This is a genomic window from Nocardioides kongjuensis, from assembly GCF_013409625.1.
Lineage (GTDB): Bacteria > Actinomycetota > Actinomycetes > Propionibacteriales > Nocardioidaceae > Nocardioides > Nocardioides kongjuensis.
The window spans coordinates 1,165,320-1,191,762 of the sequence record NZ_JACCBF010000001.1 but is presented as its reverse complement, the minus strand read 5'-3'; the positions used below and the strand labels follow the sequence as shown (position 1 = coordinate 1,191,762).

At 71.5% G+C, this 26,443-nt stretch carries 25 protein-coding genes; all 25 read right to left on the bottom strand.

The window, feature by feature from the left end; genetic code table 11:
• Positions 1 to 42: 42 nt before the first annotated feature.
• Complete coding sequence (locus BJ958_RS05605) at positions 43 to 1,068, bottom strand: quinone-dependent dihydroorotate dehydrogenase (protein ID WP_343052580.1); 1,026 nt, start codon at positions 1,066 to 1,068, stop codon at positions 43 to 45.
• A complete protein-coding gene (carB, locus tag BJ958_RS05600) occupies positions 1,065 to 4,364 on the bottom strand; it encodes a carbamoyl-phosphate synthase large subunit (protein ID WP_179725929.1) in 3,300 nt (1,099 codons plus the stop codon). Before carB ends, BJ958_RS05605 begins: the two co-directional genes overlap by 4 nt.
• Complete coding sequence (gene carA, locus BJ958_RS05595) at positions 4,364 to 5,494, bottom strand: glutamine-hydrolyzing carbamoyl-phosphate synthase small subunit (protein ID WP_179725928.1); 1,131 nt, start codon at positions 5,492 to 5,494, stop codon at positions 4,364 to 4,366. The genes carB and carA overlap by 1 nt, the downstream gene beginning before the upstream one ends.
• The gene (locus BJ958_RS05590; RefSeq protein WP_179725927.1) at positions 5,491 to 6,777 is read right to left on the bottom strand and encodes a dihydroorotase; all 1,287 of its coding nucleotides are present in this window, start codon (positions 6,775 to 6,777) and stop codon (positions 5,491 to 5,493) included. The genes carA and BJ958_RS05590 overlap by 4 nt, the downstream gene beginning before the upstream one ends.
• Positions 6,774 to 7,706 carry an aspartate carbamoyltransferase catalytic subunit gene (locus BJ958_RS05585; protein WP_179725926.1) on the bottom strand — a complete coding sequence of 311 codons (933 nt, stop codon included), beginning with the start codon at positions 7,704 to 7,706 and terminating at the stop codon, positions 6,774 to 6,776. The genes BJ958_RS05590 and BJ958_RS05585 overlap by 4 nt, the downstream gene beginning before the upstream one ends.
• The gene (gene pyrR / locus BJ958_RS05580; protein WP_179725925.1) at positions 7,703 to 8,269 is read right to left on the bottom strand and encodes a bifunctional pyr operon transcriptional regulator/uracil phosphoribosyltransferase PyrR; all 567 of its coding nucleotides are present in this window, start codon (positions 8,267 to 8,269) and stop codon (positions 7,703 to 7,705) included. Before pyrR ends, BJ958_RS05585 begins: the two co-directional genes overlap by 4 nt.
• A gap of 247 nt (positions 8,270 to 8,516) precedes the next feature.
• Positions 8,517 to 8,687, bottom strand: coding sequence for a CsbD family protein (locus tag BJ958_RS05575; protein ID WP_179725924.1), 171 nt, complete (start codon positions 8,685 to 8,687; stop codon positions 8,517 to 8,519).
• A gap of 176 nt (positions 8,688 to 8,863) precedes the next feature.
• On the bottom strand, positions 8,864 to 10,033 hold the full coding sequence (locus tag BJ958_RS05570) for a MinD/ParA family ATP-binding protein (protein WP_343052579.1): 1,170 nt from the start codon (positions 10,031 to 10,033) through the stop codon (positions 8,864 to 8,866).
• A 53-nt stretch (positions 10,034 to 10,086) separates the two neighbouring features.
• Entirely contained in the window at positions 10,087 to 11,466 is a 1,380-nt protein-coding gene (locus BJ958_RS05565; protein ID WP_179725923.1) for a dihydrolipoyl dehydrogenase family protein, read from the bottom strand.
• A 128-nt stretch (positions 11,467 to 11,594) separates the two neighbouring features.
• Positions 11,595 to 12,002: a transcription antitermination factor NusB gene (nusB, locus tag BJ958_RS05560; protein WP_179725922.1), complete on the bottom strand. Its 408-nt coding sequence runs from the start codon at positions 12,000 to 12,002 to the stop codon at positions 11,595 to 11,597.
• Between the two features lie 8 nt (positions 12,003 to 12,010).
• A complete protein-coding gene (efp, locus tag BJ958_RS05555; protein WP_179725921.1) occupies positions 12,011 to 12,577 on the bottom strand; it encodes an elongation factor P in 567 nt (188 codons plus the stop codon).
• 71 nt (positions 12,578 to 12,648) lie between these two features.
• Positions 12,649 to 13,095, bottom strand: a complete 447-nt coding sequence (locus tag BJ958_RS05550) for a type II 3-dehydroquinate dehydratase (RefSeq protein WP_179725920.1) — start codon at positions 13,093 to 13,095, stop codon at positions 12,649 to 12,651.
• Positions 13,096 to 13,097: 2 nt separating this feature from the next.
• Positions 13,098 to 14,213 (bottom strand): 3-dehydroquinate synthase, encoded by a 1,116-nt coding sequence (gene aroB / locus BJ958_RS05545; protein WP_179725919.1) that lies wholly within the window; start codon positions 14,211 to 14,213, stop codon positions 13,098 to 13,100.
• Complete coding sequence (locus tag BJ958_RS05540) at positions 14,210 to 14,734, bottom strand: shikimate kinase (protein ID WP_273517144.1); 525 nt, start codon at positions 14,732 to 14,734, stop codon at positions 14,210 to 14,212. Before BJ958_RS05540 ends, aroB begins: the two co-directional genes overlap by 4 nt.
• A complete protein-coding gene (gene aroC, locus BJ958_RS05535) occupies positions 14,731 to 15,909 on the bottom strand; it encodes a chorismate synthase (protein WP_218865614.1) in 1,179 nt (392 codons plus the stop codon). The genes BJ958_RS05540 and aroC overlap by 4 nt, the downstream gene beginning before the upstream one ends.
• Positions 15,910 to 15,933: 24 nt before the next feature.
• A complete protein-coding gene (locus tag BJ958_RS05530) occupies positions 15,934 to 16,632 on the bottom strand; it encodes an A24 family peptidase (protein ID WP_179725917.1) in 699 nt (232 codons plus the stop codon).
• 10 nt (positions 16,633 to 16,642) lie between these two features.
• Positions 16,643 to 17,458 carry a shikimate dehydrogenase gene (locus BJ958_RS05525; RefSeq protein ID WP_179725916.1) on the bottom strand — a complete coding sequence of 272 codons (816 nt, stop codon included), beginning with the start codon at positions 17,456 to 17,458 and terminating at the stop codon, positions 16,643 to 16,645.
• Positions 17,459 to 17,468: 10 nt separating this feature from the next.
• Positions 17,469 to 18,620 carry an endolytic transglycosylase MltG gene (mltG, locus tag BJ958_RS05520; protein ID WP_179725915.1) on the bottom strand — a complete coding sequence of 384 codons (1,152 nt, stop codon included), beginning with the start codon at positions 18,618 to 18,620 and terminating at the stop codon, positions 17,469 to 17,471.
• Positions 18,613 to 19,083 (bottom strand): Holliday junction resolvase RuvX, encoded by a 471-nt coding sequence (gene ruvX / locus BJ958_RS05515; protein WP_179725914.1) that lies wholly within the window; start codon positions 19,081 to 19,083, stop codon positions 18,613 to 18,615. Before ruvX ends, mltG begins: the two co-directional genes overlap by 8 nt.
• Positions 19,083 to 21,764: an alanine--tRNA ligase gene (gene alaS / locus BJ958_RS05510; protein ID WP_179729998.1), complete on the bottom strand. Its 2,682-nt coding sequence runs from the start codon at positions 21,762 to 21,764 to the stop codon at positions 19,083 to 19,085. Before alaS ends, ruvX begins: the two co-directional genes overlap by 1 nt.
• Before the next feature lie 85 nt (positions 21,765 to 21,849).
• Complete coding sequence (locus BJ958_RS28960; RefSeq protein ID WP_179725913.1) at positions 21,850 to 22,113, bottom strand: DUF6167 family protein; 264 nt, start codon at positions 22,111 to 22,113, stop codon at positions 21,850 to 21,852.
• A complete protein-coding gene (locus BJ958_RS28955; RefSeq protein ID WP_179725912.1) occupies positions 22,110 to 22,664 on the bottom strand; it encodes a hypothetical protein in 555 nt (184 codons plus the stop codon). Before BJ958_RS28955 ends, BJ958_RS28960 begins: the two co-directional genes overlap by 4 nt.
• Positions 22,665 to 22,675: 11 nt before the next feature.
• Entirely contained in the window at positions 22,676 to 23,992 is a 1,317-nt protein-coding gene (locus BJ958_RS05495) for a replication-associated recombination protein A (RefSeq protein ID WP_179729997.1), read from the bottom strand.
• Between the two features lie 120 nt (positions 23,993 to 24,112).
• Complete coding sequence (locus BJ958_RS05490) at positions 24,113 to 25,303, bottom strand: ABC transporter ATP-binding protein (RefSeq protein WP_179729996.1); 1,191 nt, start codon at positions 25,301 to 25,303, stop codon at positions 24,113 to 24,115.
• Between the two features lie 41 nt (positions 25,304 to 25,344).
• Positions 25,345 to 26,436 carry an ABC transporter ATP-binding protein gene (locus tag BJ958_RS05485; RefSeq protein WP_179725911.1) on the bottom strand — a complete coding sequence of 364 codons (1,092 nt, stop codon included), beginning with the start codon at positions 26,434 to 26,436 and terminating at the stop codon, positions 25,345 to 25,347.
• Positions 26,437 to 26,443: the final 7 nt, after the last annotated feature.

Here is a 26,443-nt window from a genome sequence, read left to right as displayed (position 1 = left end):
GAGGTCGAGTAGCCGCGCAGGCGACCGGCGTATCGAGACCCATCACAGCGCGCGCAAGATCTGTCGTGGCCACATCGGGCCACCGTAGATCAGGGCGCTGTAGGCCTGCACCAGGTTCGCACCGGCCGCGACCCGCTCCCGGGCCTGCTCGGGCGTGCTGATCCCGCCGACGCCGATCAGGGTCAGGTCGGGCCCGACCCGGCCGCGCAGCAGCCGCAGCACCTCGGTCGAGCGCGCAGTGAGCGGCGCGCCCGACAGGCCGCCGGCGCCGATCGCCTCGACCTGGGCGGCCGGCGTGCGCAGGCCCTCGCGGGAGATCGTGGTGTTGGTCGCGATGATCCCGGCCAGGCCGAGGTCGAGCGCCATGTCGGCGACGGCGAGGACGTCGTCGTCGGACAGGTCGGGCGCGATCTTCACCAGCAGCGGCAGCGGCGCGGAGGTCACCTCGTCAGCGGTACGACGCACGTGCGCCAGCAGCGGCGCGAGCTTCTCGACCGCCTGCAGGTTGCGCAGGCCCGGCGTGTTGGGCGAGCTCACGTTGACCACGAGGTAGTCGGCGTGCGGCGCGAGCAGCCGGGTCGAGGTCTCGTAGTCGGCCTCGACGGCGGCCTGGTCGTCGTCGGGCACGACCTTGGACTTGCCGATGTTGACACCGAGCACCAGCCCACCGGGCTTGCGCTTGCGCTCGGCCAGTCGTGCCGCGACCGCCGTGGCGCCGTCGTTGTTGAAGCCCATCCGGTTGACGATCGCCCGGTCCTCGGGCAGCCGGAACAGCCGCGGCTTCGGATTGCCGGGCTGCGCCAGCGCGGTGACCGTGCCGATCTCGACGTGCCCGAACCCGAAGGCACCCATCCGGTCGTAGACCTGGGCGTTCTTGTCGAAGCCCGGTGCGAGGCCGAGGCGGTTGGGGAACCTCAGCCCCATCGCCTCGACCGGGGCCGAGCCGGGGATCGGCGCCCGGGAGAGCACCGGACCGCCGGCCCGCAGCGCGTCGTAGGTCAGGTGGTGCGCCTTCTCGGCGTCCATCCGGACCAGGACGTGCTCGAAGACCTTGTCGTAGAGCCTCACGCGTTCCACTCCTGCAGGGACCGCACGCCGATCGAGCCCGCCCGCACAGCGGCGATGCCCTGCACCGCGGCCGCGAGGCCCTGCACCGTGGTGATGCACGGCGTCCCGGTCAGCACGGCCGAGGACCGGATCTCGTAGCCGTCGATGCGGGAGTCCCCGCCGCCGCCCGACGACGTCGTCGAACCGTACGGGGTGTTCACGATCAGGTCGATGTCGCCGGCCAGGATCATGTCGACGACGGTGGGCTCGCCGTCGGGACCCCTGCCCTCGAAGTGCTTGCGCACCACGGTGGCCTGGATGCCGTTGCGGCGCAGCACCTCGGCGGTGCCCTGGGTCGCGAGGATCTCGAAGCCGTAGTCGACGAGCACCCGGGTCGGGAAGATCATGGTGCGCTTGTCGCGGTCGGCGATGGAGATGAACACCTTGCCCGAGGTCGGCAGCGGGCCGTACGCCGCAGCCTGCGACTTGCTGAACGCGGTGCCGAAGTCCGCGTCGAAGCCCATGACCTCGCCGGTCGACTTCATCTCCGGTCCCAGCACGGTGTCGACGAACTGGCCGTCCTTGGTGCGGAACCGGTTGAACGGCAGCACCGCCTCCTTGACCGCGATCGGCGAGTCGGCGGGCAGGGTGCCGCCGTCGCCCTCGGCCGGGAGCACGCCGGAGGCGCGCAGCTCGGCGATCGACTCCCCCAGCATCAGCCGGGCCGCGGCCTTGGCGAGCTGGGTGCCGGTGGCCTTGGAGACGAACGGGACCGTGCGCGAGGCACGCGGGTTGGCCTCGATCACGTAGAGCACGTCGGCGCCCAGGGCGAACTGGATGTTGATCAGGCCGCGCACGCCCACGCCCTTGGCGATGGCCGTGGTGGCCTCGCGGATCCGGGCGATCTCGGCGTTGCCGAGGGTGATCGGCGGCAGCGCGCACGAGGAGTCGCCGGAGTGGATGCCGGCCTCCTCGATGTGCTCCATCACGCCGCCGAGGAACAGGTCGGTGCCGTCGTACAGCGCGTCGACGTCGATCTCGACCGCGTCGTCGATGAACCGGTCGACCAGCACCGGCCGGTCCGGGCTGATCTCGGTCGCGGCGTTGATGTAGGCCTCGAGCGCCTGGTCGCTGTAGACGATCTGCATGCCGCGCCCGCCCAGGACGTACGACGGCCGCACCAGCACCGGGTAGCCGATCGAGTGGGCGATGGCCTGCGCCTCGTCGTAGGACACCGCGGTGCCGTGCTTGGGCGCGACCAGGCCGGCGTCGGCGAGCACGCGGCCGAAGGCGCCGCGCTCCTCGGCGAGGTCGATCGCCTCGGGGCTGGTGCCGACGATCGGGACACCGGCATCCTGCAGGCCCTGCGCGAGCCCGAGCGGGGTCTGGCCGCCGAGGGTCGCGATCACACCGGCGATCGGGCCGGCGGCCTTCTCGGCCTCGTAGATCTCGAGCACGTCCTCCATCGTGAGCGGCTCGAAGTAGAGCCGGTCCGAGGTGTCGTAGTCGGTCGAGACCGTCTCCGGGTTGCAGTTGACCATGATCGTCTCGTAGCCGGCCTCGGCCAGGGCGAGGCTGGCGTGGACGCACGAGTAGTCGAACTCGATGCCCTGGCCGATCCGGTTCGGGCCCGAGCCGAGGATGATCACGGCCTGCTTGCCCTCGGCACGCGGCTGGACCTCGGACTCCTCGTCGTAGGAGGAGTAGTAGTACGGCGTGGCCGCGGCGAACTCGGCGGCGCAGGTGTCGACGGTCTTGAAGACCGGCCGGACACCGAGCGTCTGCCGGGCGATGCGGACCTCGGACTCCTGCAGGCCGCGGATGGCCGCGATCTGGGCGTCGGAGAGGCCGTGCCTCTTGGCCAGCCGGAGCGCGCCGGCGTCGAGCGTCTCGGTCGCAGCGACCTGCTGGGCGACCTCGTCGATCAGGAAGACCTGGTCGACGAACCACGGGTCGATCTTCGTGGCGTCGTGGATCTCCTCCTGGGTCGCGCCGGCGCGGATCGCCTGCATCACCTCCTGCAGGCGGCCGTCGTGCGGGACCTTGATGGCCTCGAGCAGCGTGTCCTTGTCACCGACCGGGGAGGCCCAGTCGAACGGCGCGTGCTTGTTCTCCAGCGAGCGCAGCGCCTTGTTGAGCGCCTCGGTGAAGCTGCGGCCGATGGCCATCGCCTCGCCGACCGACTTCATGTGGGTGGTCAGCGTCGGGTCGGCGGTCGGGAACTTCTCGAACGCGAACCGCGGGACCTTCACCACCACGTAGTCGAGGGTCGGCTCGAAGGAGGCCGGGGTCTCCCGGGTGATGTCGTTGGGGATCTCGTCGAGGGTGTAGCCGACCGCGACCTTCGCCGCGATCTTGGCGATCGGGAAGCCGGTGGCCTTCGACGCCAGCGCCGAGGAGCGGGACACGCGGGGGTTCATCTCGATGACGATGACCCGGCCGTCGGCGGGGTTCACGGCGTACTGGATGTTGCAGCCGCCGGTGTCGACGCCGACCTCGCGGATGATGCCGATGGCGAGATCGCGCAGGTGCTGGTACTCGCGGTCGGTCAGCGTCATCGCGGGCGCGACGGTGATCGAGTCGCCGGTGTGCACGCCCATCGGGTCGAAGTTCTCGATCGAGCAGATGATGACGACGTTGTCGGCCTTGTCGCGCATCACCTCCAGCTCGTACTCCTTCCACCCGATGATCGACTCCTCGATCAGCACCTCGGTGGTCGGCGACGCGGACAGGCCGGCACCGGCGATGCGGTGCATGTCCTCCTCGTCGTAGGCGATGCCGGAGCCCAGCCCGCCCATGGTGAAGGAGGGGCGCACGACGATCGGGAAGCCCAGGTCGGCCGCCGCCTTCTCGACCTCCTCCATCGAGTGGCACACGAAGGAGCGGGCGACCTCGCCGCCGACCTTGTGCACGATCGCGTTGAACAGCTCGCGGTTCTCGCCGCGGTGGATCGCCTCGAAGCTCGCGCCGATCATCTCGACGCCGTACTTCTCCAGCACGCCGCTCTCGTGGGCGGCGATGGCCGCGTTGAGCGCGGTCTGCCCGCCGAGCGTCGGCAGGATCGCGTCGGGGCGCTCCTTGGCGATGACCTTCTCGACGAACTCCGGGGTGATCGGCTCGACGTAGGTCGCGTCGGCGAACTCCGGGTCGGTCATGATCGTGGCCGGGTTGGAGTTGATCAGGATGACCCGCAGGCCCTCCTCCTTGAGCACCCGGCAGGCCTGGGTCCCGGAGTAGTCGAACTCGCAGGCCTGGCCGATGACGATCGGGCCGGAGCCGATGACCAGGACGGACTTGATGTCTTCGCGCTTCGGCATCAGGCGTTCTCCTCCAGGAGCGTGGTGAAGCGGTCGAAGAGGTACGCCGCGTCGTGCGGGCCGGCGGCGGCCTCCGGGTGGTACTGGACGGAGAAGCTCTTCAGCTTCCCCTCCGGGGTGCGCAGCTCGAGGCCTTCGACGACGTCGTCGTTGAGGCACACGTGGCTGACCGTGGCGGTGCCGTACGGCGTCTCGGTGGGCGCGTCGAGCGGGGCGTCGACCGCGAACCCGTGGTTGTGCGCGGTGACCTCGACCTTGCGGGTGGTCAGGTCCATCACCGGCTGGTTGATGCCGCGGTGGCCGTACTTCAGCTTGTAGGTGCCGAAGCCGAGCGCACGTCCGAAGAGCTGGTTGCCGAAGCAGATGCCGAAGTAGGGCAGGTCCTGCGCGAGGGCCTGCCGGAGCAGCTCGACCTGGCCCGTCGTCGCGGCCGGGTCGCCCGGGCCGTTGGAGAAGAACAGGCCGTCGGGGCCGTCCTCGCCGACGGCGAGGACGTCGTCGATGCTCGCCGTGGCGGGCAGGACGTGGACCTCGATGCCGCGCTCGCTCATCCGCTGCGGCGTCATGTCCTTGATGCCGAGGTCGAGGGCGGCCACGGTGAACCGCTTCTCGCCCTGGGCCGGGACGACGTACGCCTCGCTGGTGGAGACGGCCTCGGACAGGTTGGCGCCGGACATCTCGGCGGAGGTCTTGACCTTCTCCAGCAGCTTCGCCGGGTCGGTCTCGACGGTGGAGATGCCGACCCGCATCGCGCCGCGCTCGCGCAGGTGGCGGGTGAGCGCGCGGGTGTCGATGCCGGAGATGCCGACGACGCCCTGCGCCTTGAGCTCGTCGTCGAGCGAGCGGCGCGAGCGCCAGTTGCTGGGGATCCGGGCGGGCTCGCGGACGACGTACCCGGCGACCCAGATCCGCTTCGACTCCGGGTCCTCGTCGTTGACGCCGGTGTTGCCGATGTGGGGAGCCGTCATCACGACGACCTGGCGGTGGTACGACGGGTCGGTCAGCGTCTCCTGGTAGCCGGTCATCCCGGTGTTGAAGACGGCCTCGCCGAAGGTCTCGCCCTCGGCGCCGTAGGCCTCGCCGTGGAACGTGCGGCCGTCCTCGAGGACGAGCAGTGCGGGGGTGCTCATGCGAGCGCTCCTTCCAGAACGGTCGGCGTGCCACGCAGCAGCGTGGCGACGATGCGACCGGTCAGCTTGCGGTCGTGCCAGGGGTTGTTGCGGCTCAGCGAGACGCTGGCTGCGCGGTCGACGACGACCTTCGTCGTGGGGTCGACCAGGGTGAGGTTGGCGGGCTCGCCGACGGCGATCGGCCGGCCGTGCTCACCGTCGAGGCTCGCGATCCGGGCCGGGTTGACGCTCATCACCCGGGCCACGCCGGCCCAGTCGAGCAGGCCGGACTCGACCATCACCGTTGTGACGACCGGCAGCGCGGTCTCGAGGCCGAGCATGCCGAAGGCCGCGTCGACGAAGGCGTGCTCCTTGTCGTGGCGGGCGTGCGGCGCGTGGTCGGTGGCGACGGCGTCGATGGTGCCGTCGGCCAGCGCCTCGCGCAGCGCCCGCACGTCCTCGTCGGGACGCAGCGGCGGGTTGACCTTGAACGTCGGGTCGTAGCCCGTGAGCAGGTCGGTGGTGAGCAGCAGGTGGTGGGGCGTGACCTCGGCGGTCACGTCGATGCCCTGCGCCTTGGCCCAGCGGACCACCTCGACGCTGCCGGCGGTGGACACGTGGGCGACGTGGACCCGGCTGCCGGTGTGGCGGGCCAGCATCACGTCGCGGGCGACGATGACCTCCTCGGCGACGCCGGGCCAGCCGGGCAGGCCGAGCTGCCCGGAGAGCTCGCCCTCGTGGCAGCAGGCCGTGGGACCCGCCAGCGACGGGTCCTGGCTGTGCTGGCTGACCACACCGCCGAACGCCTTGACGTACTCCAGCGCCCGGCGCATCACGCGCGGGTCGTGGACGCACTTGCCGTCGTCGGAGAAGACCCGGACCTTCGCGCGGCTGCGGGCCATCAGGCCCAGCTCGGCGAGCTCCTCGCCCGCCAGGCCCTTGGTGACCGCACCGACCGGCTGCACGTCGACCAGGCCGGCCGCGCGGCCGAGGTCGTGGACCCGCTCGGCCGCCTCGGCGGTGTCGGTGACCGGGTTGGTGTTGGCCATCGCGAGGACGGCGGTGTAGCCGCCGACCGCGGCGGCGCGCGAGCCGGTGAGCACCGTTTCGGCGTCCTCGCGGCCGGGCTCGCGCAGGTGGGTGTGCAGGTCGACCAGGCCGGGCAGCAGGCGCAGCCCGTCGGCGTCGATCGTCCGGTCGGCCCTCGTCGAGAGCGCGCCGAGCTCGGCGATGGTGCCGTCCTGGACGAGGACGTCGGTCGTCGTACCGTCGGGCAGGGTGGCGCCCTTGATCAGGATGCTCATGAGGTCTCCTCACCGGCGAGCAGGTGGTAGAGCACGGACATGCGGACGGCGACACCGGCGGACACCTGGTCGAGCACGACCGAGTCCAGGGCGTCGGCGGCGTCCGCGGAGATCTCCAGCCCGCGGTTCATCGGGCCGGGGTGCAGGATCGGCGTACCGGGCTTGAGCACGGCCAGCCGGTCGCGCGTGAGGCCGTAGCCGACGGTGTACTCACGGGCGGTCGGGAAGAACCCGCCGCTCATCCGCTCGCGCTGGACGCGCAGCATCATCACGGCGTCGGCCTGCGGCAGCACCTCGTCGAGGTCGTAGCTGGTGGCGAAGCCCGCCGCCTTCGACCAGTCGCCCACGCCGGAGGGCATCAGCGTCGGCGGGGCGACGGCGGTGACCGTGGCGCCCAGCTTGGTGAGGCTCTTGACGTTGGATCGGAACACCCGGCTGTGGGTCAGGTCGCCGACGATCGCGACGTGCTTGCCCTCGAGGGTGCCGAGCTTGCGGGTCAGCGTGTAGCCGTCGAGCAGCGCCTGCGTGGGGTGCTCGTGGGTGCCGTCGCCGGCGTTGATGACCGGTACGTCGATCCAGCGGCTGATCTGCTCGGCCGCGCCGCTGGCCATGTGGCGCACGACCAGGCCGTCGATGCCCATCGCCGTCACGGTCAGCACGGTGTCGCGCAGGGACTCGCCCTTGCTGGCGCTGCTGCCCTTGGCGGACAGGTTGATCACGTCGGCGGAGAGCCACTTGCCGGCGATCTCGAAGCTCGACCGGGTGCGGGTGGAGTCCTCGAAGAACAGGTTGATGACCGTGCGGCCGCGCAGCGCCGGGAGCTTCTTGACCTGGCGGTGCTGCACGTCGTGCATCTCCGCCGCCGTCGTGAAGATCTCCTGGATGTCCTCGGCGCTCACGTCGTCGATGCTCAGCAGATGCTTGTTCACTGGATGCGCACCTCGTCCTCGCCGTCGGTCTCGACCAGCCGCAGGCTGACGCGCTCGCTGCGGGCGGTCGGCAGGTTCTTGCCGACGTGGTCGGCACGGATCGGGAGCTCCCGGTGGCCCCGGTCGACCAGCACCGCCAGTCGCACGACCGCCGGCCGGCCCAGGTCCGAGAGCGCGTCGAGCGCGGCCCGGATGGTGCGCCCGGAGTAGAGGACGTCGTCGACCAGGACGACCGTCTTGCCGTCGATCCCGCCGGCCGGCACCTGGGTGCGGTGCGGCGCGCGGGTCGGGTTCGACCGCAGGTCGTCGCGGTACATCGTGACGTCGAGCTCGCCGGTGGCGACCGTCGTACCCTCGACCTGGGCGATGTTGTCGGCCAGACGACGGGCCAGCGGGACGCCGCGGGTGTGGAGCCCGAGAAGAAGAAGATCCTCGGCGCCCTTGTTGCGCTCGAGGATCTCGTGGGAAATGCGGATCAACGCCCGGCTGATGTCGCCGGCGTCGAGGACGACGCGACCCGCGTCGGTGCCATCGTGTGCCTTCGGGTTCTGCTGTGCAGGCAAGGCTGAACGGCCCTCCTTCTCCGCCTCACGGGACGGCTCGTTAAAGGATGTCGAACTGACGCTCACCCTACCCGCTGGCCCCTGCTCTGCGCGAACCGGGATCGGTGTGCCACGCGTTGCGGTTTGGTCCCAAACCGCAACAATTCGGGGCCACGGCGTGCGGTCTGTGCCCAATCGACGACTGGTCTGACCACGACGCAACGGAGGGACCCGGCCACGCCAGGTCCCTCCGCGAGCGCAGGTCGGCCTACTTGAAGGCGTCCTTCACCTTCTCGCCGGCCTGCTTGATGCTGCCCTTGGCCTTGTCGACCTTGCCCTCGGCCTCGAGGTCCTCGTCGTCGGTGGCCTTGCCCACCGCCTCCTTGGTCTCGCCCTTCTTCTCCTCGAACGCGTTGTCCAGCTTGTCGTCGAGACCCATCGCGGGCTCCTCTCGTCGTCGGTCTGCTGACCCGCGGGAGGTACCCGACGTCAGGGTCTCGATCCGGGGTACGCCGCTCGTGGACGTTGCGGTTTGGTCCCAAACCGCAACATTCGACGACCAGGACGTGCAGTCTGTGCCCAATCGACGACACGGGAGGGCTCCGGGCAGAGCGCCTACAGAGCCGTCGCCATCGCCGCGCACGCCCGCAGCCACGAGCGCCGCGTCTCGGCGGACAGCTGGGCATAGGGCACGACCGAGCCCGACACCAGTGCCGGGTCGTAGGGCACGCGGTGGACGCCACGGGTGCGCTGCTCGTAGACCTGCACCAGGTCACGCGCGAGGGCCTCGTCGACCTTCGGGCTCGGGTCGGAGAGCACGGTGATCGTCTTGTACTTGAGGTTCTCGTGGCCGGCGTCCTGCAGCGCGTCGAGCATCCACAGGCCGCTGTAGCCGGTGTCCTCGCGGATGGTGCTGGTCACGACGAGGAGGTCGGCGGCACCGGCGGCGGCGAGCCAGTTCTCGGCTCTGAGGTTGTTGCCCGTGTCGATCAGCAGGATCCGGTAGAACCGCTCCAGCAACGCATGGACGTCGGCGAAGTCGGTCGCGTGGATGACGCCGGTGACGTCCGGGCGCTCGTCGGAGGCCAGGACGTCGAAGTGCGCGTCTCCCTGGGAGCGGACGAAGGCGCCGAGGTCGCCGATCCGGGACTGGTAGACGTCCGCGAACCGCCCGAGGTCCTCGAGCAGCTCGCGGGTGGTGTTGCGGTGGGTGCTGCGGGTGCCGCGGATCCCGAGAGTGCCACGCGTCTCGTTGTTGTCCCACGCGATCACGCCGCCGCCCCGCACGGTGCCGAAGGTGTAGCCCGCGGCCAGTACGCCGGTGGTCTTGGCCGCGCCGCCCTTCGGGTTGACGAAGGCGATGGTGCGCGGGCCGTCGAAGTCCTTCTGGATCGCAGCCCGGTCGGCCTCGTAGGAACGCTCCGCGGCGCCCATCGCCGGCTTGATCAGGCCGCCGGACCAGCGGCGTACCCGACCACGCCAGCCCCACGTCGCCGGGCCCAGCGTCGCCTCGTTGTCGCGGCGGTCGAGGAAGTCGGTCGCGGTCATGAAGCGCCGCGGCTCCGCCGGCGCGTCGCCCTCGGGTACGGCAACCGGCGGCGGGCTCGGCGGCGGCGGGCCGACCGGATGCCCGCCGACCGGAGGAGGCGGCGGCGGACCGACCGGAGGTGCCCCGCGCGGTGCACTGGGCGGCGGTGCGATCGGGTCCGTGAGCGGGTCGGACAGGTGGTCGGTCAGCGGTCCGTCCAACGGGCCGGTCAGGGGGTCGGTCGAGGAGTGACTCACGTGTACCTCCGAGATAGGCAGCGGTCGTGCGCCAACCTACCCCGACGTGACCCTCACGACACGGCGGAGAGCGCGGTCTCGATCGCCCTGTGGAAAGTCGGGTACGCGAAGTGCATCCCGCGCAGCGTCGCGAGCGGTACCTCCGCGTGGACGGCGGTCACCAGCATGCCGATGATCTCGCCGCCCGCCGGTCCCACTGCGGTGGCGCCGACCAGCACGTCGCGGTCGAGGTCGACGACCACCTTGACCAGCCCGTCGTTGCCGACCTTGTGCAGCCAGCCGCGGCTGGACTCCGGCAGCGCCGCCGTACCGATGCCGACCCGGATCCCCGCACGCCTCGCCTGGTCCTCGCTCAGTCCCACCGAGCCGACCTCGGGGTCGGTGAAGGTGGCGCGCGAGACGGCACGGTAGTCGGCCCACGGCCCGTCCTCACCGGTGAGGTCCCGGATCGCGACGTTCGCCTGGTACATCGACATGTGCGTGAAGGCACCCTTGCCCGTGATGTCGCCGATCGCCCACAACCCGTCGGCGCCCGCGACCCGCATCCGCTCGTCGACGTCGATCGAGCGCACGGCAGGGTCGAGGCCGACGGTGTCGAGGCCGATGTCCGCGAGGTTGGTACGCCGCCCCGCGGCCACCAGCAGCGCCTGGGCGCCGATCGTCGTACCGTCGGCGAGGCCGATGCGGAACGCTCCGTCGTGGCTCACGGAGCTCACGCCGACACCCGCGCGCACCACGATCCCCTCGGCGTCGAGCGCCGCAGCCACGACGCCGCTGGCCTCCGGCTCCTCGGGCCCGAGGATCCGCTCCCCTGCCTCGACCACGGTGACCTCGACCCCGAACCGGGAGAAGGCCTGCGCCAGCTCGCACCCGATCGCTCCCCCTCCGAGCACCACGAGGCTCGAGGGCAGCTCCCGCAGCTGCACGGCGTCCCGGTTGGTCCAGTACGGCGTGCCGGCGAGCCCGTCGATCGGCGGTACGGCGGGCTCGGTGCCGGCGTTCAGCACCACCCCACGCCGCGCGGTCACCGTGACCTCGCCGTCGTCGGTGGTCACCACGACGCGGCCGGGTCCGGCGAGCCGGCCGTGGCCGCGCACGAAACGCGCGCCCGCGTTCTCCAGTCGCTCGACGGCGACCTTGTCGTCCCAGTCGTCGGTGGCCTCGTCGCGGATCCGGTCGGCGACGACGGTCCAGTCGGGCCGGACGTCGCTGGAACCCGCCAGCACCGCGACCCGCCGTGCCTCGGCGAGCGCGTCGGCCGCGCGGATCATCATCTTCGACGGGATGCATCCGTAGTAGGGGCACTCGCCGCCCACGAGGCGGCGGTCGACACCGACCACCGAGAGCCCGGCCCGGGCCAACGAGGCGGCGAGGTGCTCACCGCCGGGCCCGAGCCCGATGACGACGACGTCGGCTTCCAGCTGGCCTGTCATGGCGCCACCCTGACACACCCCGCAAGGTGCCGACCAGCGTCGCCGGCACCGCCGATTGGGCACAGACCGCAGCGAAACGCCCAGAATTGTCGCGGATTGGTCCCAAACCGCAACTGGTCAGACCACGCTCAGACGAGCGTGGCCTTCTTGCGCTGGATCGCACCGAGGACGCCGTTGACGAACGACGGCGACTCGTCGGTCGACAACTCGCGGACCAGGCCCATGGCCTCGGTCACGGCGACGGTGTCGGGCACGTCGTCGGCCCAGAGCAGCTCCCAGACGCCGATGCGGAGCACGTTGCGGTCGACCGCGGGCATCCGGGCCAGGCTCCAGTCGGTGGAGAACTCCTGCAGCACCTCGTCGATCCGCTCGCGGCGCTCGGAGACGCCGCGCACGAGCACGGCGGTGTAGGGGTTCGCCGGGGGCTCGCCCTCGGCGATGACCCGCTCGAGCGCCTCGACGCCCGTCTCACCGCGCAGGTCGGCGGCGTACAGGACGTCGAGGGCGCGCTTGCGGGCCTTGGTCCGGGCTCCCACGAGGGTGATCAGCCCTTCACGCGCGAGAGGTACGAGCCGCCCTCGCGGGTGTCGACCTTGATCTTCTCGCCCTGCTCGATGAAGAGAGGCACCTGGATCTCGGCGCCGGTCTCGAGCGTGGCGGGCTTGGTGCGGCCGGTGGCCGAGTCGCCGACGACGCCGGGCTCGGTGTAGGAGACGACGAGCTCGACCGAGGCGGGCATCTCGATGAAGAGCACGCGGCCCTCGTTGGTGGCCAGGATGACCTCCTGGTTCTCCAGGAGGAAGCCGGCGGCGGAGCCGACGATCGCGGGGTCGACCTCGATCTGGTCGTAGTCCTGCACGTCCATGAAGACGAAGTTGGTGCCGTCGTTGTAGAGGTACTGGAACGAGCGGCGGTCGACCGTGGCGGTCTCGACCTTGGTGCCGGCGTTGAACGTCTTGTCGACGTTCTTGCCCGACTCGACGTGCTTGAGCTTGGTGCGGACGAACGCAGGGCCCTTGCCCGGCTTCACGTGCTGGAACTCGACCACCTGCCAGAGCTGGCCCTCCAGGTTCAGCACCATGCCGTTCTTGAGGTCGTTCGTCGTTGCCATGCGTCAGCCTTCTGTCGAGATGTCGAAAGATCGGGTGGCTCCGCGAGTCGACGCGGGGCCAGCAGACGAGTCTAGTGGGCGCCCTGTGCTGCGATGAATTCGAGCGCCTGCCGATAGCCGTCGATGCCCTCGCCCTCGATCACCTTCGCGGCGTGCGGGGTGATGACCGAGGTGTGCCGGAACTCCTCGGGTCGCTTGGACGGCGCGCTGATGTGGACCTCGACGAGCGGGGCGGTCAGCTGCGCGCAGGCGTCGTACAGCGCGTAGGAGTAGTGGGTCCAGGCACCGGCGTTGAGCACCACCGGCCACGACCAGTCGGCCGCGTCGTTGAGCCAGTCGAGCATCTCGCCCTCGTGGTTCGTCTGCTGGAAGCGGACGTCGAGACCGTAGTCCTTGCCCCAGCCGCTCAGCAGCCTCGCCAGGTCGGAGTGCGTGGTGGAGCCGTAGATCTCCGGTTGCCGGCGGCCCAGCCGCTTCAGGTTCGGCCCGTTGAGGACGTAGACCTCTTGCTTGCCCATGGTCAGGATCCTTGCAGACCCGACAGGGCGGCGTACGACGCTCGCAGGTCGTCCTCCGACGGCCCGGCGAGGACGACGGGGCGTGCGAGGTCCTCGAGGACGACGAAGCGCAGCTGGTTGCCCCGGGCCTTCTTGTCGACCCGCATGGTGGCGAGCAGGGTGTCGAAGTCGGCACCGCTCCACGAGGTCGGCAGGCCGACGCGGCCGAACGCGGCGCGGTGCCGGTCGACGACCTCCGGCGCGAGCGCACCGGCGCGGGCGGCGAGCTCGGCGACGAACACGCAGCCCAGCGCGACCGCCTCGCCGTGCCGGATCGAGTAGTCGGTCGCCTTCTCGATGGCGTGGGCCAGGGTGTGGCCGTAGTTGAGGACCTCGCGGCCGGGATGGCCGTCGCGGCCCCCGGTCTCCTTGAGGTCGCCGGCGACGACCTCGGCCTTGACCCGGATGGCCCGCTCGACCAGCTCGCGCAGCACCGGCGATCCGGCCGTGAGCTCCTCGGGCGCGGTCTGCTCGACCAGCTCGAGGATCCGCGGGTCGGCGATGAAGCCGCACTTGACGACCTCGCCGAGACCCGCGACCAGCTCGGCGCGCGGGAGGGTCTCGAGCAGCGCGAGGTCGCACAGCACGCCGACGGGTTCGTGGAAGGAGCCGACGAGGTTCTTGCCGGCGGGGGTGTTGATGCCGGTCTTGCCGCCGACCGCGGCGTCGACCATCGCGAGCACGGTGGTCGGGACGTGGACGACCGCGACCCCGCGCAACCAGGTGGCGGCGACGAAGCCGCCGAGGTCGGTGGTCGCACCGCCGCCGAGGGTGACGACGGCGTCGGAGCGGGTGAAGCCCTCCTCGCCGAGCGACTCCCAGCAGGCCGCGGCGACCTCCCAGTTCTTCGCCTCCTCGCCGTCGGGCACCTGCAGCACGATGACGTCGAGCCCCTCGAGCAGGTCGGCGAACGGCTCGAGCAGGTCCTCGAGCGACTCGGGGGTGATGATCGCGACCCGCTGGACGCCGGCGGGCAGGAGTCCGCGCAGCCGGTCGAGGACGCCGTGCCCGACCACGACGTCGTACGGCGCCGCGGCGGTCACCGGGATGACGGTGGGGGTGGCGGTGTGCTCGGTCATGCGGGGTCTCCCTGCAGGGCGGTGACGATCTCGGCGGCGATCTCCGCCGGCTCGCGGCCGTCGGTGTCGACGGTGATCCGGGCCAGGCCGGCGTACACCGGCGCGCGCTCGTCGAGGAGCTGCTTGACGCGGGCGCGGACGTTGCCGAGCAGCAGCGGGCGCCCGGAGCCGAGGCCGACCCGCTTGACGGCGTCGGCGAGACCGACGCGCAGGAAGACGACCCGGTGGGCGGCGAGCAGGGCCTGGGTCGACGGGTCGAGCACCGCGCCGCCGCCGAGCGACAGCACGCCGTCGCTCTCGTCGAGCGCCCGCGCGACCGCGGCCCGCTCGAGTGCGCGGAAGGTCGCCTCGCCGTCCTCGACGAAGATGTCCTGGACGGTCTTGCCGTGCTGCGCCTCGATCAGCTCGTCGGTGTCGGCGAACCCGACCCCGAGCCGCTCGGCGAGCAGCCGGCCGACGGTGGTCTTGCCGGCGCCCATGGTGCCGATCAGGACCGCACGCGGCCCGCCCGCACCGGTCACTTGAACCGGAGGGTGTCGAGGTACGACTGCACGTTGCGGCGCGTCTCCTGGACCGAGTCGCCGCCGAACTTCTCCAGCACCGCCTCGGCGAGCACCAGCGCGACCATCGCCTCGGCGACGATGCCGGCCGCGGGGACCGCACAGACGTCGGAGCGCTGGTGGTGGGCGACCGCCTCCTCGCCGGTGGCGAGGTCGACCGTGCGCAGGGCGCGCGGGACGGTGGCGATCGGCTTCATCGCCGCCCGGACGCGGAGCACCTCGCCGGTGGTCATGCCGCCCTCGGTGCCGCCCGAGCGGCCGGACACACGCCGCAGGCCCTCCTCGGTCGGGACGATCTCGTCGTGGGCGAGCGAGCCCGGGGTCGCGGCGAGCTCGAAGCCGTCGCCGACCTCGACGCCCTTGATCGCCTGGATGCCCATCAGCGCGCCCGCCAGCCGCGCGTCGAGGCGGCGGTCCCAGTGGACGTGGGAGCCCAGGCCCGGCGGGAGTCCGTGGACGACCACCTCGACGACGCCACCGAGGGTGTCGCCGTCCTTGTGGGCCTGGTCGATCCGCTCGACCATCAGCTTGGAGCCGTCGGCGTCGAGGCAGCGCACCGGGTCGGCGTCGAGGCGCGCGACGTCGTCGGGCGTCGGGAGCTCGCGCGACGGCGTGCGGACGCCGCCGATCTCGAGCACGTGGCTGACGATCCGAGCGCCCGTGGCCTGCTCGAGGAAGTTGCTGGCCACCCGGCCGAGCGCGACGCGGGCCGCGGTCTCGCGGGCCGACGCGCGCTCGAGGATCGGGCGGGCGTCGGGGAAGTCGTACTTCTGCATGCCGGCGAGGTCGGCGTGGCCGGGCCGCGGGCGGGTGAGCGGGGCGTTGCGGGCCTGCGCCTCGAGCACGGCGGGATCCACCGGGTCGGCCGCCATGACGGTCTCCCACTTCGGCCACTCGGTGTTGCCGACCTGGATCGCGACCGGACCACCCTGGGTGCGACCGTGCCGCACACCGCCGGTGATGGTGACCTCGTCGGCCTCGAACTTCATCCGGGCGCCGCGGCCGTAGCCGAGGCGTCGTCGGGCGAGCGAGTCGGAGATGTCATCGGTCGTGACCTCGACGTGGGCCGGCAGGCCCTCGAGGATCGCGACCAGGGAGGGGCCGTGGGACTCCCCCGCAGTCAGCCAGCGCAACATGGGCACCAGTCTCCCACGGTGGGCTCAGGCGCCGAGGACCTGTCCCACGACGACGGCGAGGAGCCCACCCAGCACGAGGAACGGACCGTAGGGCACCCGCCGGCGGATCATGGTGCCGCTGCGCCGCATCGGCACCGTGCCCAGCACGCCGAGGATGGCGGCAGCGAGCACCGACGCGAGCAGCACGGGCGCACCGAACGGACCGAGAGCGATGCCGAGCAGCGCACCGAGGCGGACGTCACCGCCGGCCATCGCACGCGGGCTGACTAGCCGGATCAGACCGTAGTAGCCGCCGAGCCCGAGGAAGCCGATCAGCCCCCACAGCGCCACCTGCGGCTCGCCGAGGATCGCCGCGACGGCGCCGACGAGGGCACCGGTCACCAGCCACGACGGCCGGATCAGCCGCGACGGGAGGTACCAGGTGACGTAGTCGATCACCGTCAGCGCGCAGCAGACCGGCACGAGGACGAGCAGCCAGAGCAGTCCCCAGCTCCACCCCAGCACGAGACCGAGAACCCCGGACGCGAGCCCGCACGCGACGACGCTGCGCAGCCGCAGGCCGGGACGGACGGCGAGCTCGGCGAACGGCACGTGGTCGGGGTAGTCCTCGGGGTTCTCGCTCGGGTCGTGCTCCGGCTCGGGGCACAGCGCGACCAGCCACGGGACCAGCAGCCCGAGCGCCGCGCCGACGAGCGCGCAGGCCAGCGCGGGCACCCACTCCATGGCCACGAACCTACCGAGCCGCGAGCGCGGCTTCGCCCGCCGAGCGCATGGCGTCGAGTGGCCCGTCGTGACCAGTGAACATGCCGAACTGCAGCACGGCCTGGTGGACGAGCAGGTCCATCCCGGACACGACGGTGGCGCCGGAGGACAGCGCCGCGGCGACCAGCGGCGTGGGCCACTCGTTGTAGGTCACCTCGAAGACCACCGCGGCCGGGAGCACCCGGGCCACCAGGTCGTCGGTCTGCGCGGCGGCCGGCACGGTGGACACCAGGACTCCCCCGGCGTCGCCCGTCGCTCCCACCTCGTCCAGCGGTACGACGACCACCCGCGGCGCCGACGGGTGCCGCTCGACCGCGGCCACGGCCTCGGCGGCGTTCGCCGGGTTGCGGGCCGCGACGGTGATCTGTGCGATGCCCAGGTCGGCGAGCGCGAGGCCGACGCTGGCGGCAGTCGCGCCGCCGCCCAGGACGGTCGCCACGGTCAACGCGCCGGCGTGGCGCTCCCGGATCGCCGCCACCGCGCCCGGCACGTCGGTGTTGTCGGCGAGCCACCCGGACGCGGTCCGCACGAGGGTGTTGGCGCCGCCGGCCAGCACGGCGAGGTCGGAGACCTCGTCGGCCAGTGCCAGCGCCTCCCGCTTGAGCGGGGCGGTCACCGACAGGCCCCGCCACTCCGCGCCGAGTCCGGCCACGAAGCCGGCGAGCTCGCCGGCCGGCACCCGCACGGCGTCGTACGTCGCGTCGAGGCCGAGTGCGGCGTACCCCGCCCGGTGCAGGGTCGGCGAGAGCGAGTGGGCGACCGGGTCGCCCAGGACCGCGCACCTCATCGGCACCCCATCAGCAGGCGTCGGAGGTCTTGCAGTACTCGCGCAGCCGCTCGGTGGCGGCGTTGTGCTCGGCCAGCGTGGTCGAGAAGACGGTCTCGCCGGTCTTCAGGTTGACCACCACCCAGTACAGCCACGGCCCGTCGGCAGGGTGCAGCGCAGCATCGATGGTCGCCTGACCGGGGTTGCCGATCGGGCCCGGCGGCAGGCCGGTGTGGGCGTAGGTGTTGTAGGGCGAGTCGATGTCGCGCTGCGCCGAGGTGGTCCACACCTCGCCGGAGAGGCCGTTCGCGTAGGCGACCGTCGCGTCCGACTGCAGGGCCATCCCCTTGTCGAGGCGGTTGTAGATCGCCCGGGCCACCTTCGGGTAGTCCTCGGTGCGGTTGGCCTCGAACTCCAGCATGCTCGCGACCGTCAGCACCTCGTGGGCGGTCAGCCCGAGCGCCTGCGCCTGGGCGTCGAGACCGAGGTCGGTCATCACCGACTGTCCCTTGGCGACCATCGCCGCGAGGATCGTCTGCGGCGTGTCGCTCGGGGTGATCGTGTAGGTCGCCGGGAACAGGTAGCCCTCCGGGTTGCCGCCGGCCGACGGGGGCAGGCCGAGCGCGGCCGGGTCGGCCAGCACCGCCTGGAACTGCTTGGCCTTGAAGTCGGTCTTCTTGGCGAGGATCTTGACGATGTCCGAGGTCCGCTTGCCCTCGGGGACGGTCACCGTGTCCTGGGCGATCTGCGAGGGGTCGACCAGGATCGTGACGACGTCGGCGGCCTTCATCCTGCTCTTGAGCAGGTAGGTGCCCGCCTGGATCTTCGTGGACCTGCTGTTCTTGGCCGCGGCGTCGACGAACGCCTCGGAGGACTTCACGACCCCGAGGTCCTCGAGCTCGGCACCCATCGAGGAGACCGACTGGCCCGGGTCGATGACGAAGGTGACCTCGCCGCTGCCCGGCCCGGCGTAGTCCTCGGGGCCGGCGAACATGTCCTTGACGTCGGCGATCGCACCGCGCGCGAACCAGGCGACGATGCCGCAGAACAGCACCACCACGAGCAGCATCGGCAGGCACCCGCCCCGACGTCGCTTCTCGGCCCGCCGGCGACCACCGGCCGCCGTACCGGGGAGCAGGTCGTGACCTGCGTCCTCGACGTGCTCGGGCAGCGGCTCAGTCATGCGTCTCCTCGGGCGTGGGGTTCACCAGCTCCCCCGGAGGGGTGCCGGTCGCGCGTTCTGCGTCCAGCGCCTGCTGGAGGATGACGACGGCTGCGACCTGGTCGACCACGGCTCGGCGCTTCGCTCCCTTGCGCTGGTCGCGCAGCATAGCCTCCGCCGTCACGGTGGTGAGCCGCTCGTCGACCAGGCGCACCGGGACCGGTGCGATCCGCCTCGCCAGGCGTACGGCGAACTCGCGGGTCTTGAGCGCCGCCGGCCCCTCGCCGCCGCCGAGCGAGCGCGGCAGGCCCATCACGACCTCCACCGCGTCCTCCTCGGCGAGGATCTGGTGGATGCGGCGCAGGTCGCCCTTGCCGCGGCGCACCGTCTCGACCGGGGTCGCGAGCATCCCGGACGGGTCGCTGCGGGCGACGCCGATCCGGGCGTCGCCCGGGTCGACGCCGAGCCGCACGCCGTGGCGCATCAGCTGCCGGCCACCGCTGCGGTGACGGCGGCCAGCGCCTCGTCGATGCGGGACACGTCGGTGCCGCCGCCCTGCGCCAGGTCGGCCTTGCCGCCGCCCTTGCCGTCGAGGAACGGAGCGGCCGCGCGCACCAGGTCACCGGCCGCGAGGCCACGCGCCTGGGCCGCGTCGTTGAGCGCGGCGACGATCGCCGCCTTGCCGTCGGCCGCGCCGATCAGCACGACGACCGCAGGGGCGTCACCGGTGAGGCGGGCCCGGACGTCGGTCGCGAGGGTGCGCACGTCGCCGCCGCTGGCGCCGTCGAGACGCTGGGCGACCAACCGCACGCCGTTGACGTCGATGGCGCCCTCGGCGAGCGCGGCACCGCCGGACAGCAGCTGGGCGAGACGGATCCTCTCGATCTCCTTCTCGCTCTGCTTGAGCCGCTCGACGAGGTCGCCGACCCGGCCGACGAGGTCGCCGGGCTGCGTCTTGAGCAGCGTGGAGAGCTGGCCGACCACGTCACGCTCGCGGGCGAGGTAGTCGAAGCCCTCGACGCCGGTCAGCGCCTCGATGCGGCGGTTGCCGGAGCCGACCGACGCCTCGCTGGTGACCACGATGGTGCCGACCTGGCTGGAGTGGTCGACGTGCGTGCCACCGCACAGCTCACGCGACCAGGGACCGCCGATCTCGACGACGCGGACCTTCTGGTCGTCGTACGTCTCGCCGAAGAGGGCGATCGCGCCCCAGTCCTTGGCCTCGCTGAGCGTCATGTACTGCCAGCCGACGGGCAGGTCGGCGCGCAGCGCGTTGTTGGAGACCTGCTCGATCTCGCGGACCTGGTCGGGAGAGAGCGCGTTGAGCCAGCCGAAGTCGAGGCGCAGGTAGCCCGGTCGGTTGTAGGAGCCGGACTGCAGAGCGGTGGGTCCGAGCACCTCGCGCAGCGCGGCGTGCACGATGTGGGTGCCGGAGTGCGCCTGCCGGGCGCCGATGCGCCACTGCGGGTCGACCTTCGCGTGCAGCAGCCTCGCGTCCGCGGGGAGCTCGCCGTCGACGACGCGGACCTGGTGGACCACGAGGCCGCGCACCGGGCGCTGGACGTCGAGCACCTCGAGGGCACCGCCCTCGTACTCGATGACACCGGCATCGGCCACCTGGCCGCCGGACTCGGCGTAGAACGGCGTGCGGTCGAGGACGAGCTCGCCGATCTCGCCGGTCGCGAGCACGGGCACGGCGACGCCCTCGCGCAGCAGCGCGAGCGGCTTCGACTCGGTCTCGAGGGTCTCGTAGGCGAGCCACTCGGTGGGGCCGTTGGCGTCGAGGATGTCGCGGTAGACCGCGGTGTCGGCGTGCTGGCCCTTCTTGGCGCGCGCATCGGCCTTGGCCCTCTCGCGCTGCTCGGCCATCAGCTGCCGGAAGCCCGGCTCGTCGACGCTGAGGCCGGCCTCGGCGGCCATCTCGAGGGTCAGGTCGATCGGGAAGCCGTAGGTGTCGTGGAGCGCGAACGCCTTGTCGCCGGGGATGGTGGTGGCACCGGACTGCTTCACGTCGCCCGCGGCGAGGTCGAAGATCTGGGTGCCGGCCTGGAGCGTCTTGCGGAACGCCTCCTCCTCGGCGTACGCGATCTGCGCGATCCGGTCCCAGCCGGAGACCAGCTCGGGGTAGCTCTCCCCCATCCTGTCGCGCGAGACCGGCAGCAGCTCGGGCAGCGACGGGTCCTGGTAGCCGAGCAGGCGCATGTTGCGCACGGCGCGGCGCAGCAGGCGACGCAGGACGTAGCCGCGGCCCTCGTTGCCGGGGGTGACGCCGTCGCCGATGAGCATCAGCGAGCTGCGGACGTGGTCGGCGACCACGCGGAAGCGGACGTCGTCGACGTGCCCGTCGGCGCCGGGCGCGCCGTACTTCTTGCCGGAGAGCTCCATGGCCCGCTCGATGACGGGGAAGACCGTGTCGATCTCGTACATGTTGTGCTTGCCCTGGAGCAGGTACGCGACCCGCTCGAGACCCATGCCGGTGTCGATGTTCTTGCTGGGCAGCGGGCCGGCGATGTCGAAGTCGTCCTTCGCCCGAACGGCGCTGAGCTCCTCCTGCATGAAGACCAGGTTCCAGATCTCCAGGAACCGGTCCTCGTCGGCCTCGGGCCCTCCGTCGGGCCCGAACTCGGGGCCGCGGTCGATGTAGATCTCGCTGCAGGGACCGCCCGGGCCGGGCACGCCCATGTTCCAGTAGTTGTCCTTGAGGCCGCGCGGCTGGATCCGTTCGTCGGGCAGGCCGGCGATCCGCTTCCACGCCTCGCGCGCCTCGTCGTCCTCGGGGAGGACGGTGACCCAGATCCTGTCGGGGTCGAAGCCGAAGCCGCCGTCGGCCTGGGAGTTGGTGATCAGCTCCCACGCGTACTGGACGGCGCCCTCCTTGAAGTAGTCGCCGAAGGAGAAGTTGCCGTTCATCTGGAAGAACGTGCCGTGCCGGGTGGTCTTGCCGACCTCCTCGATGTCGAGGGTGCGCACGCACTTCTGGACGCTGGTCGCCCGCTGGAACGGCGGCGTCTCCTGACCCAGGAAGTAGGGCTTGAAGGGCACCATGCCCGCGTTGACGAAGAGCAGGTTGGGGTCGTCGAGCAGCAGCGAGGCCGACGGTACGACGGTGTGGCCGCGGTTCTCGAAGTGGGCGAGGAACCGGTTGCGGATCTCCGCGCTGCTCAGGTACTGCTCGCTCATCACCGGGGTCCCCGCGAAGTTGTCCGCTGGAGGAGCGTAGCGGGGGAAGTGGAGAACTTCGTGGGGTGGTTCAACGGGTGCCTTCCTTGCTGGGCTGGGGATTCATGAGTTGGGGCGGACCGGCGTCCGCGCCGTCGAAGCGCTGTCGCAGGTGGATCTCGGCCGCGGCCTGGCCACGGGCGACCTCCTCGCCGAACATCCGGGCGCCGAGGACGGCCGCGCCGATCCGGTCCCGCATGCCGTCGGGGGTGAACGCCTCGGCGAGGCGGCGGACCCGGACCATGCCGTAGACGCCGGCGGCCGCGCCGGCTGCGAACCAGACGCTGCCCTTCACGACGACACCTCCAGGTCGGCCCGGAGGCTCGCCCGCTGGCGCGACTCCAGGTCGCGCCGGGCCGCCTTGAGCATCAGGCGGCGTTCCTTGCGCGAGCGCTTGACCTCGCGTCTCATCTCGAACCGGATCCGGTTGCGGACCTCCGGCGACAGCGCGCGGCGCAGTCCGGCTGCCAGCGCGGCGGTCTTGATGACGCTCTCGCGCAGCACGATGTCGGCGAACATCGGCGCGGGCACGACGCGCGCGGGGACCCGCGGGCCGTGCTCCTGACCGAGGTCGGTGATGACGTACTCGCGGTCGTCGACCACCGCGACCGGCGTCCGCTCCCGGCGCAGCGCCACCTCCTGCCTGGCCTGCAGCTCCGCCTCGATGGCGGCGAGCTGCTCGCGCAGCGCGTCGGCGTCGTGCGCTGCTGCGGCGAGCAGCGCCTCGGTGTGGCTGCGCGCCTGGCGCACGGACCGGGACAGCCGGTACGCCGCGACCACGAGCGCCGCGACGGCGACGAGGGTCACCACGACCAGCCAGGTCGGGACGGCGAGGTCGGAGGTCACGACGAAGTAGCCTACTTGCCGCGGATGATGCGGCGAACTCGCTCCCACCGCTGCTTGACCGCGGCCTCGGCGCCGAGCTCGGTCGGGCGGTAGTAGGCGGCGTCGCGGACCACGTCGGGGGCGTACTGCTGCTCGGCGACGCCGAAGGGCGCGTCGTGGCTGTAGACGTAGCCCTGGCCGTGGCCCAGCGTCTTCGCGCCGGCGTAGTGGGCGTCGCGCAGGTGGGGTGGGACCTGGCCGATCTTGCCGGCGCGTACGTCGGCGACGGCCTCGAAGATCGCCGTGGTGACGGCGTTCGACTTCGGCGCCACCGCGAGGGCGATGGTGGCGTGGGCCAGGGTCAGCTGGGCCTCGGGCATGCCGATCAGCTGCACGGTCTGGGCGGCGGCCACCGCGGTGGGCAGAGCGGTGGGGTCCGCGAGACCGATGTCCTCGCTGGCCAGGATCATCAGCCGGCGGGCGATGAATCGCGGGTCCTCCCCCGCCTCGATCATCCGGGCGAGGTAGTGCAGGGCGGCGTCGGCGTCGGAGCCGCGGACCGACTTGATGAAGGCGCTGACGACGTCGTAGTGCTGGTCGCCGTCGCGGTCGTAGCGCACGGCCGCCTGGTCGGCCGCGGTCTCGGCCGTCTCCACGTCGATCGTGCCGCTGCCCTTGCTGCGGGCGGCCCCGGCCGCCGCCTCGAGGTAGGTCAGCGACCGGCGGGCGTCTCCCCCGGCGAGGCGCACGATGTGGTCACGCGCCGCCTCCTCGAGGACCAGCTCGCCGCCGAGACCCCGCTCGTCGGCGACGGCCAGGTCCAGGACGGCGGCGATGTCGTCGTCGGTGAGGGACTGCAGGCGCAGCAGCAGGCTGCGCGAGAGCAAGGGTGAGATGACGCTGAAGGACGGGTTCTCGGTGGTCGCCGCGACCAGGGTCACCCAGCGGTTCTCGACACCGGGCAGCAGGGCGTCCTGCTGCGCCTTGCTGAACCGGTGCACCTCGTCGACGAAGAGGACCGTCTCCTCACCCGTCGCCACCAGCTGGCGCCGGGCCGCGTCGATCGCGGCGCGGACCTCCTTGACCCCGGCGGAGACCGCCGAGACCTCGACGAAGCGCCGTCCGGTCTGCTGGCTGATGATCGAGGCGATCGTGGTCTTGCCGGTGCCCGGCGGGCCCCACAGCAGCAACGACAGGGACTGGTCGCCCTCGACCAGCTGCCGCAGCGGTGAGCCCGGTGCGCGCAGCTGCTCCTGGCCGACCAGCTCCTCGAGGGTGCGTGGACGCATCCGCACCGCCAGCGGCGCCGAGGAGTGCGTGGCGTCGGCCAGCGAGCCGCCCGACGCCATCGCCCCGAGGCCTGCGGACGAGCCCGGGGTGTCGAACAGCTGCGGCTCGTCATCCACGATGACGAAGCCTAGTCAGGCGGGACGACACCCCGGCGTCGATGCGGGGGCTGGGGCTGGGACTCAGGCTCGCCCGATCGACTTGTTGTCGAGGTCGAACCAGGTGTCGGCGTACCCGGGCTGCTCGATCAGGTCCGTGCTCGGGCTGGCGCCCGGGTCGGGACGACCCTCGGCGTCGACGCCGAGCAGGCCGGCGGTCAGCGGCTCGTGGGGCGCCTGGCCCAGGCGGCCCGGGAAGTGGCAGGCCACCTTGTGCTGGCGACCGATCTGGAGCAGCGGCGGCTCGTGCCGGGCGCAGATCTCCTGGGCGATCGGGCAGCGGGTGCGGAACCGGCAGCCGGACGGCGGGTCGATCGGGCTGGGCACGTCGCCCTGCAGCCGGATCCGCTCGATGCGTGCACCGGTGGCGGCCTGCTTGACGTCGGGGACGGCCGACAGCAGCGCCTGGGTGTAGGGGTGGTGCGCGTTGTTGTAGATCGAGTCCCGGTCGCCGATCTCGACGATCTTGCCGAGGTACATGACCGCGATCTCGGGGCAGAAGTGCCGCACGATCGCGAGGTCGTGGGCGATGAAGAGGAACGCGACCCCGAACTCGTTCTGGATGTCCTGGAGCAGGTTGATGACCTGCGCCTGGATCGACACGTCCAGCGCGGAGACCGGCTCGTCAGCCACGAGCAGCTTGGGCTGCAGGGTCAGCGCACGCGCGATGCCGATGCGCTGGCGCTGGCCGCCGGAGAACTCGTGCGGGTAGCGGTTGTAGTGCTCCGGGTTGAGACCGACGATCTCGAGCAGCTCCTGGACCCGCGGCAGGATCTTGTCCTTCGGCAGCACCTTGTGGATCGCCAGGGGTGCGCCGACGATCGAGCCGACCGTCTGGCGCGGGTTCAGCGAGGTGTACGGGTCCTGGAAGATCATCTGGATCTCCCGGCGCAGCGGCTTGAGCTCGGACGGCCCGGCCTGGGCGATGTCCTGGCCCTCGAACCGGATCGCCCCCGCGGTCGGCTTGTACAGACGCGTGATCAGGCGACCGGTCGTCGACTTGCCGCAGCCGGACTCGCCGACCAGGCCGAGCGAGGTGCGCTCAGCGACCTGGAAGGAGACGCCGTCGACCGCTTGGACCTGGCCGACGGTACGGCGGATCAGGCCCGGCGACTTGACCGGGAAGTACATCCGGAGCTGGTCGACCTCGAGGATCGGCTTCGCACCGCTCGGCGCGACCGCGGCCCCGTGGCCCGTCGCCTTCAGCACGGGCATGCCCTCGGGGTCCGAGCCCGGGTTGATCGTGTCGTTCGTCATCACAGCTCCTCGGCCAGGTCCGGCGCGATGACCGGAAGCACCTCGGCCGCATAGATCGCGTCGGGGTTGGGCAGGTGGCAGCGCTTGGTGTGGGCCTCGCCGCGCTGGCCGGGGACCAGCATCGGCAGCTCGGTCCGGCACAGGTCGCCGGGCACCTTGTCGCGGTGCGGGCACCGCGGGTGGAAGGCGCAGCCGGAGGGCGGGTTCAGCAGGCTGGGCGGGTTGCCGGGGATCGGGATCAACCGCGCCTCGGTGTCACCGGTCAGGTCGGGGACGCTGGAGAGCAGGCCCCACGTGTAGGGCATCTCCGGGTGGGTGAGGATCTCCTTGCACGGGCCGTACTCGACCGCGCGACCGGCGTACATGACCAGGACGTCGTCGGCCATCTCCGCCACGACGCCGAGGTCGTGGGTGATGATGATGATCGCCGAGTTGAACTCCCGCTGCAGGTCCTGCAGCAGGTCGAGGATCTGGGCCTGGACGGTCACGTCGAGCGCGGTGGTCGGCTCGTCGGCGATGAGGAGGTTGGGGTCGTTGATCAGACCCATCGCGATCATCGCGCGCTGGCGCATGCCACCGGAGAACTGGTGCGGGTAGTCGTTGACGCGCTTGTCGGGGTTGGGGATCCCGACCCGGTCGAGCATCTCGACGGCGCGCTGCTTGGCGACCTTCTTCGACACGTTGTGGTGCACCTTGTACGCCTCGGCGATCTGGTTGCCGACGGTGTAGTAGGGGTGCATCGCGGACAACGGGTCCTGGAAGATCATCGAGACCTCGCGGCCGCGCTTCTTGCGCATCTCCTCGGCGCTGATGTCGAGGAGGTTGACGCCGTCCAGGACGATCTCGCCGCTGAGCTTGGCGTTGGTGCCACGGTGCAGCCCCATGATCGCCATGCTGGACACGGACTTGCCGGATCCCGACTCGCCGACGATGCCGAGCGTCTTGCCGCGCTCGAGGTCGAAGGTCAGGCCGTTGACGGCCTTGACCAGGCCGTCCTGGGTCGGGAAGTGGACCTGGAGCTCACGGACGGAGAGCAGCGGCTCCGAGGCCGCCTCCGTCGTGGGGAGCGGGGACGGGGACGTGGTGGACATTCCGGGA

Coding starts and splice junctions, on each gene's coding strand:
- carB (WP_179725929.1), bottom strand. CDS start 4,364: ATGCCGAAGCGCGAAGACATCAAGTCCGTCCTGGTCATCGGCTCCGGC.
- carA (WP_179725928.1), bottom strand. CDS start 5,494: ATGAGCACCCCCGCACTGCTCGTCCTCGAGGACGGCCGCACGTTCCAC.
- BJ958_RS05590 (WP_179725927.1), bottom strand. CDS start 6,777: ATGAGCATCCTGATCAAGGGCGCCACCCTGCCCGACGGTACGACGACC.
- BJ958_RS05575 (WP_179725924.1), bottom strand. CDS start 8,687: ATGGGTCTCGACGACAAGCTGGACAACGCGTTCGAGGAGAAGAAGGGC.
- BJ958_RS05565 (WP_179725923.1), bottom strand. CDS start 11,466: ATGACAGGCCAGCTGGAAGCCGACGTCGTCGTCATCGGGCTCGGGCCC.
- efp (WP_179725921.1), bottom strand. CDS start 12,577: ATGGCAACGACGAACGACCTCAAGAACGGCATGGTGCTGAACCTGGAG.
- BJ958_RS05550 (WP_179725920.1), bottom strand. CDS start 13,095: ATGGGCAAGCAAGAGGTCTACGTCCTCAACGGGCCGAACCTGAAGCGG.
- aroB (WP_179725919.1), bottom strand. CDS start 14,213: ATGACCGAGCACACCGCCACCCCCACCGTCATCCCGGTGACCGCCGCG.
- aroC (WP_218865614.1), bottom strand. CDS start 15,909: ATGTTGCGCTGGCTGACTGCGGGGGAGTCCCACGGCCCCTCCCTGGTC.
- BJ958_RS05530 (WP_179725917.1), bottom strand. CDS start 16,632: ATGGAGTGGGTGCCCGCGCTGGCCTGCGCGCTCGTCGGCGCGGCGCTC.
- BJ958_RS05525 (WP_179725916.1), bottom strand. CDS start 17,458: ATGAGGTGCGCGGTCCTGGGCGACCCGGTCGCCCACTCGCTCTCGCCG.
- mltG (WP_179725915.1), bottom strand. CDS start 18,620: ATGACTGAGCCGCTGCCCGAGCACGTCGAGGACGCAGGTCACGACCTG.
- ruvX (WP_179725914.1), bottom strand. CDS start 19,083: ATGCGCCACGGCGTGCGGCTCGGCGTCGACCCGGGCGACGCCCGGATC.
- BJ958_RS05495 (WP_179729997.1), bottom strand. CDS start 23,992: ATGGCGTCGGGCGGCTCGCTGGCCGACGCCACGCACTCCTCGGCGCCG.
- BJ958_RS05490 (WP_179729996.1), bottom strand. CDS start 25,303: ATGCCCGTGCTGAAGGCGACGGGCCACGGGGCCGCGGTCGCGCCGAGC.
- BJ958_RS05485 (WP_179725911.1), bottom strand. CDS start 26,436: ATGTCCACCACGTCCCCGTCCCCGCTCCCCACGACGGAGGCGGCCTCG.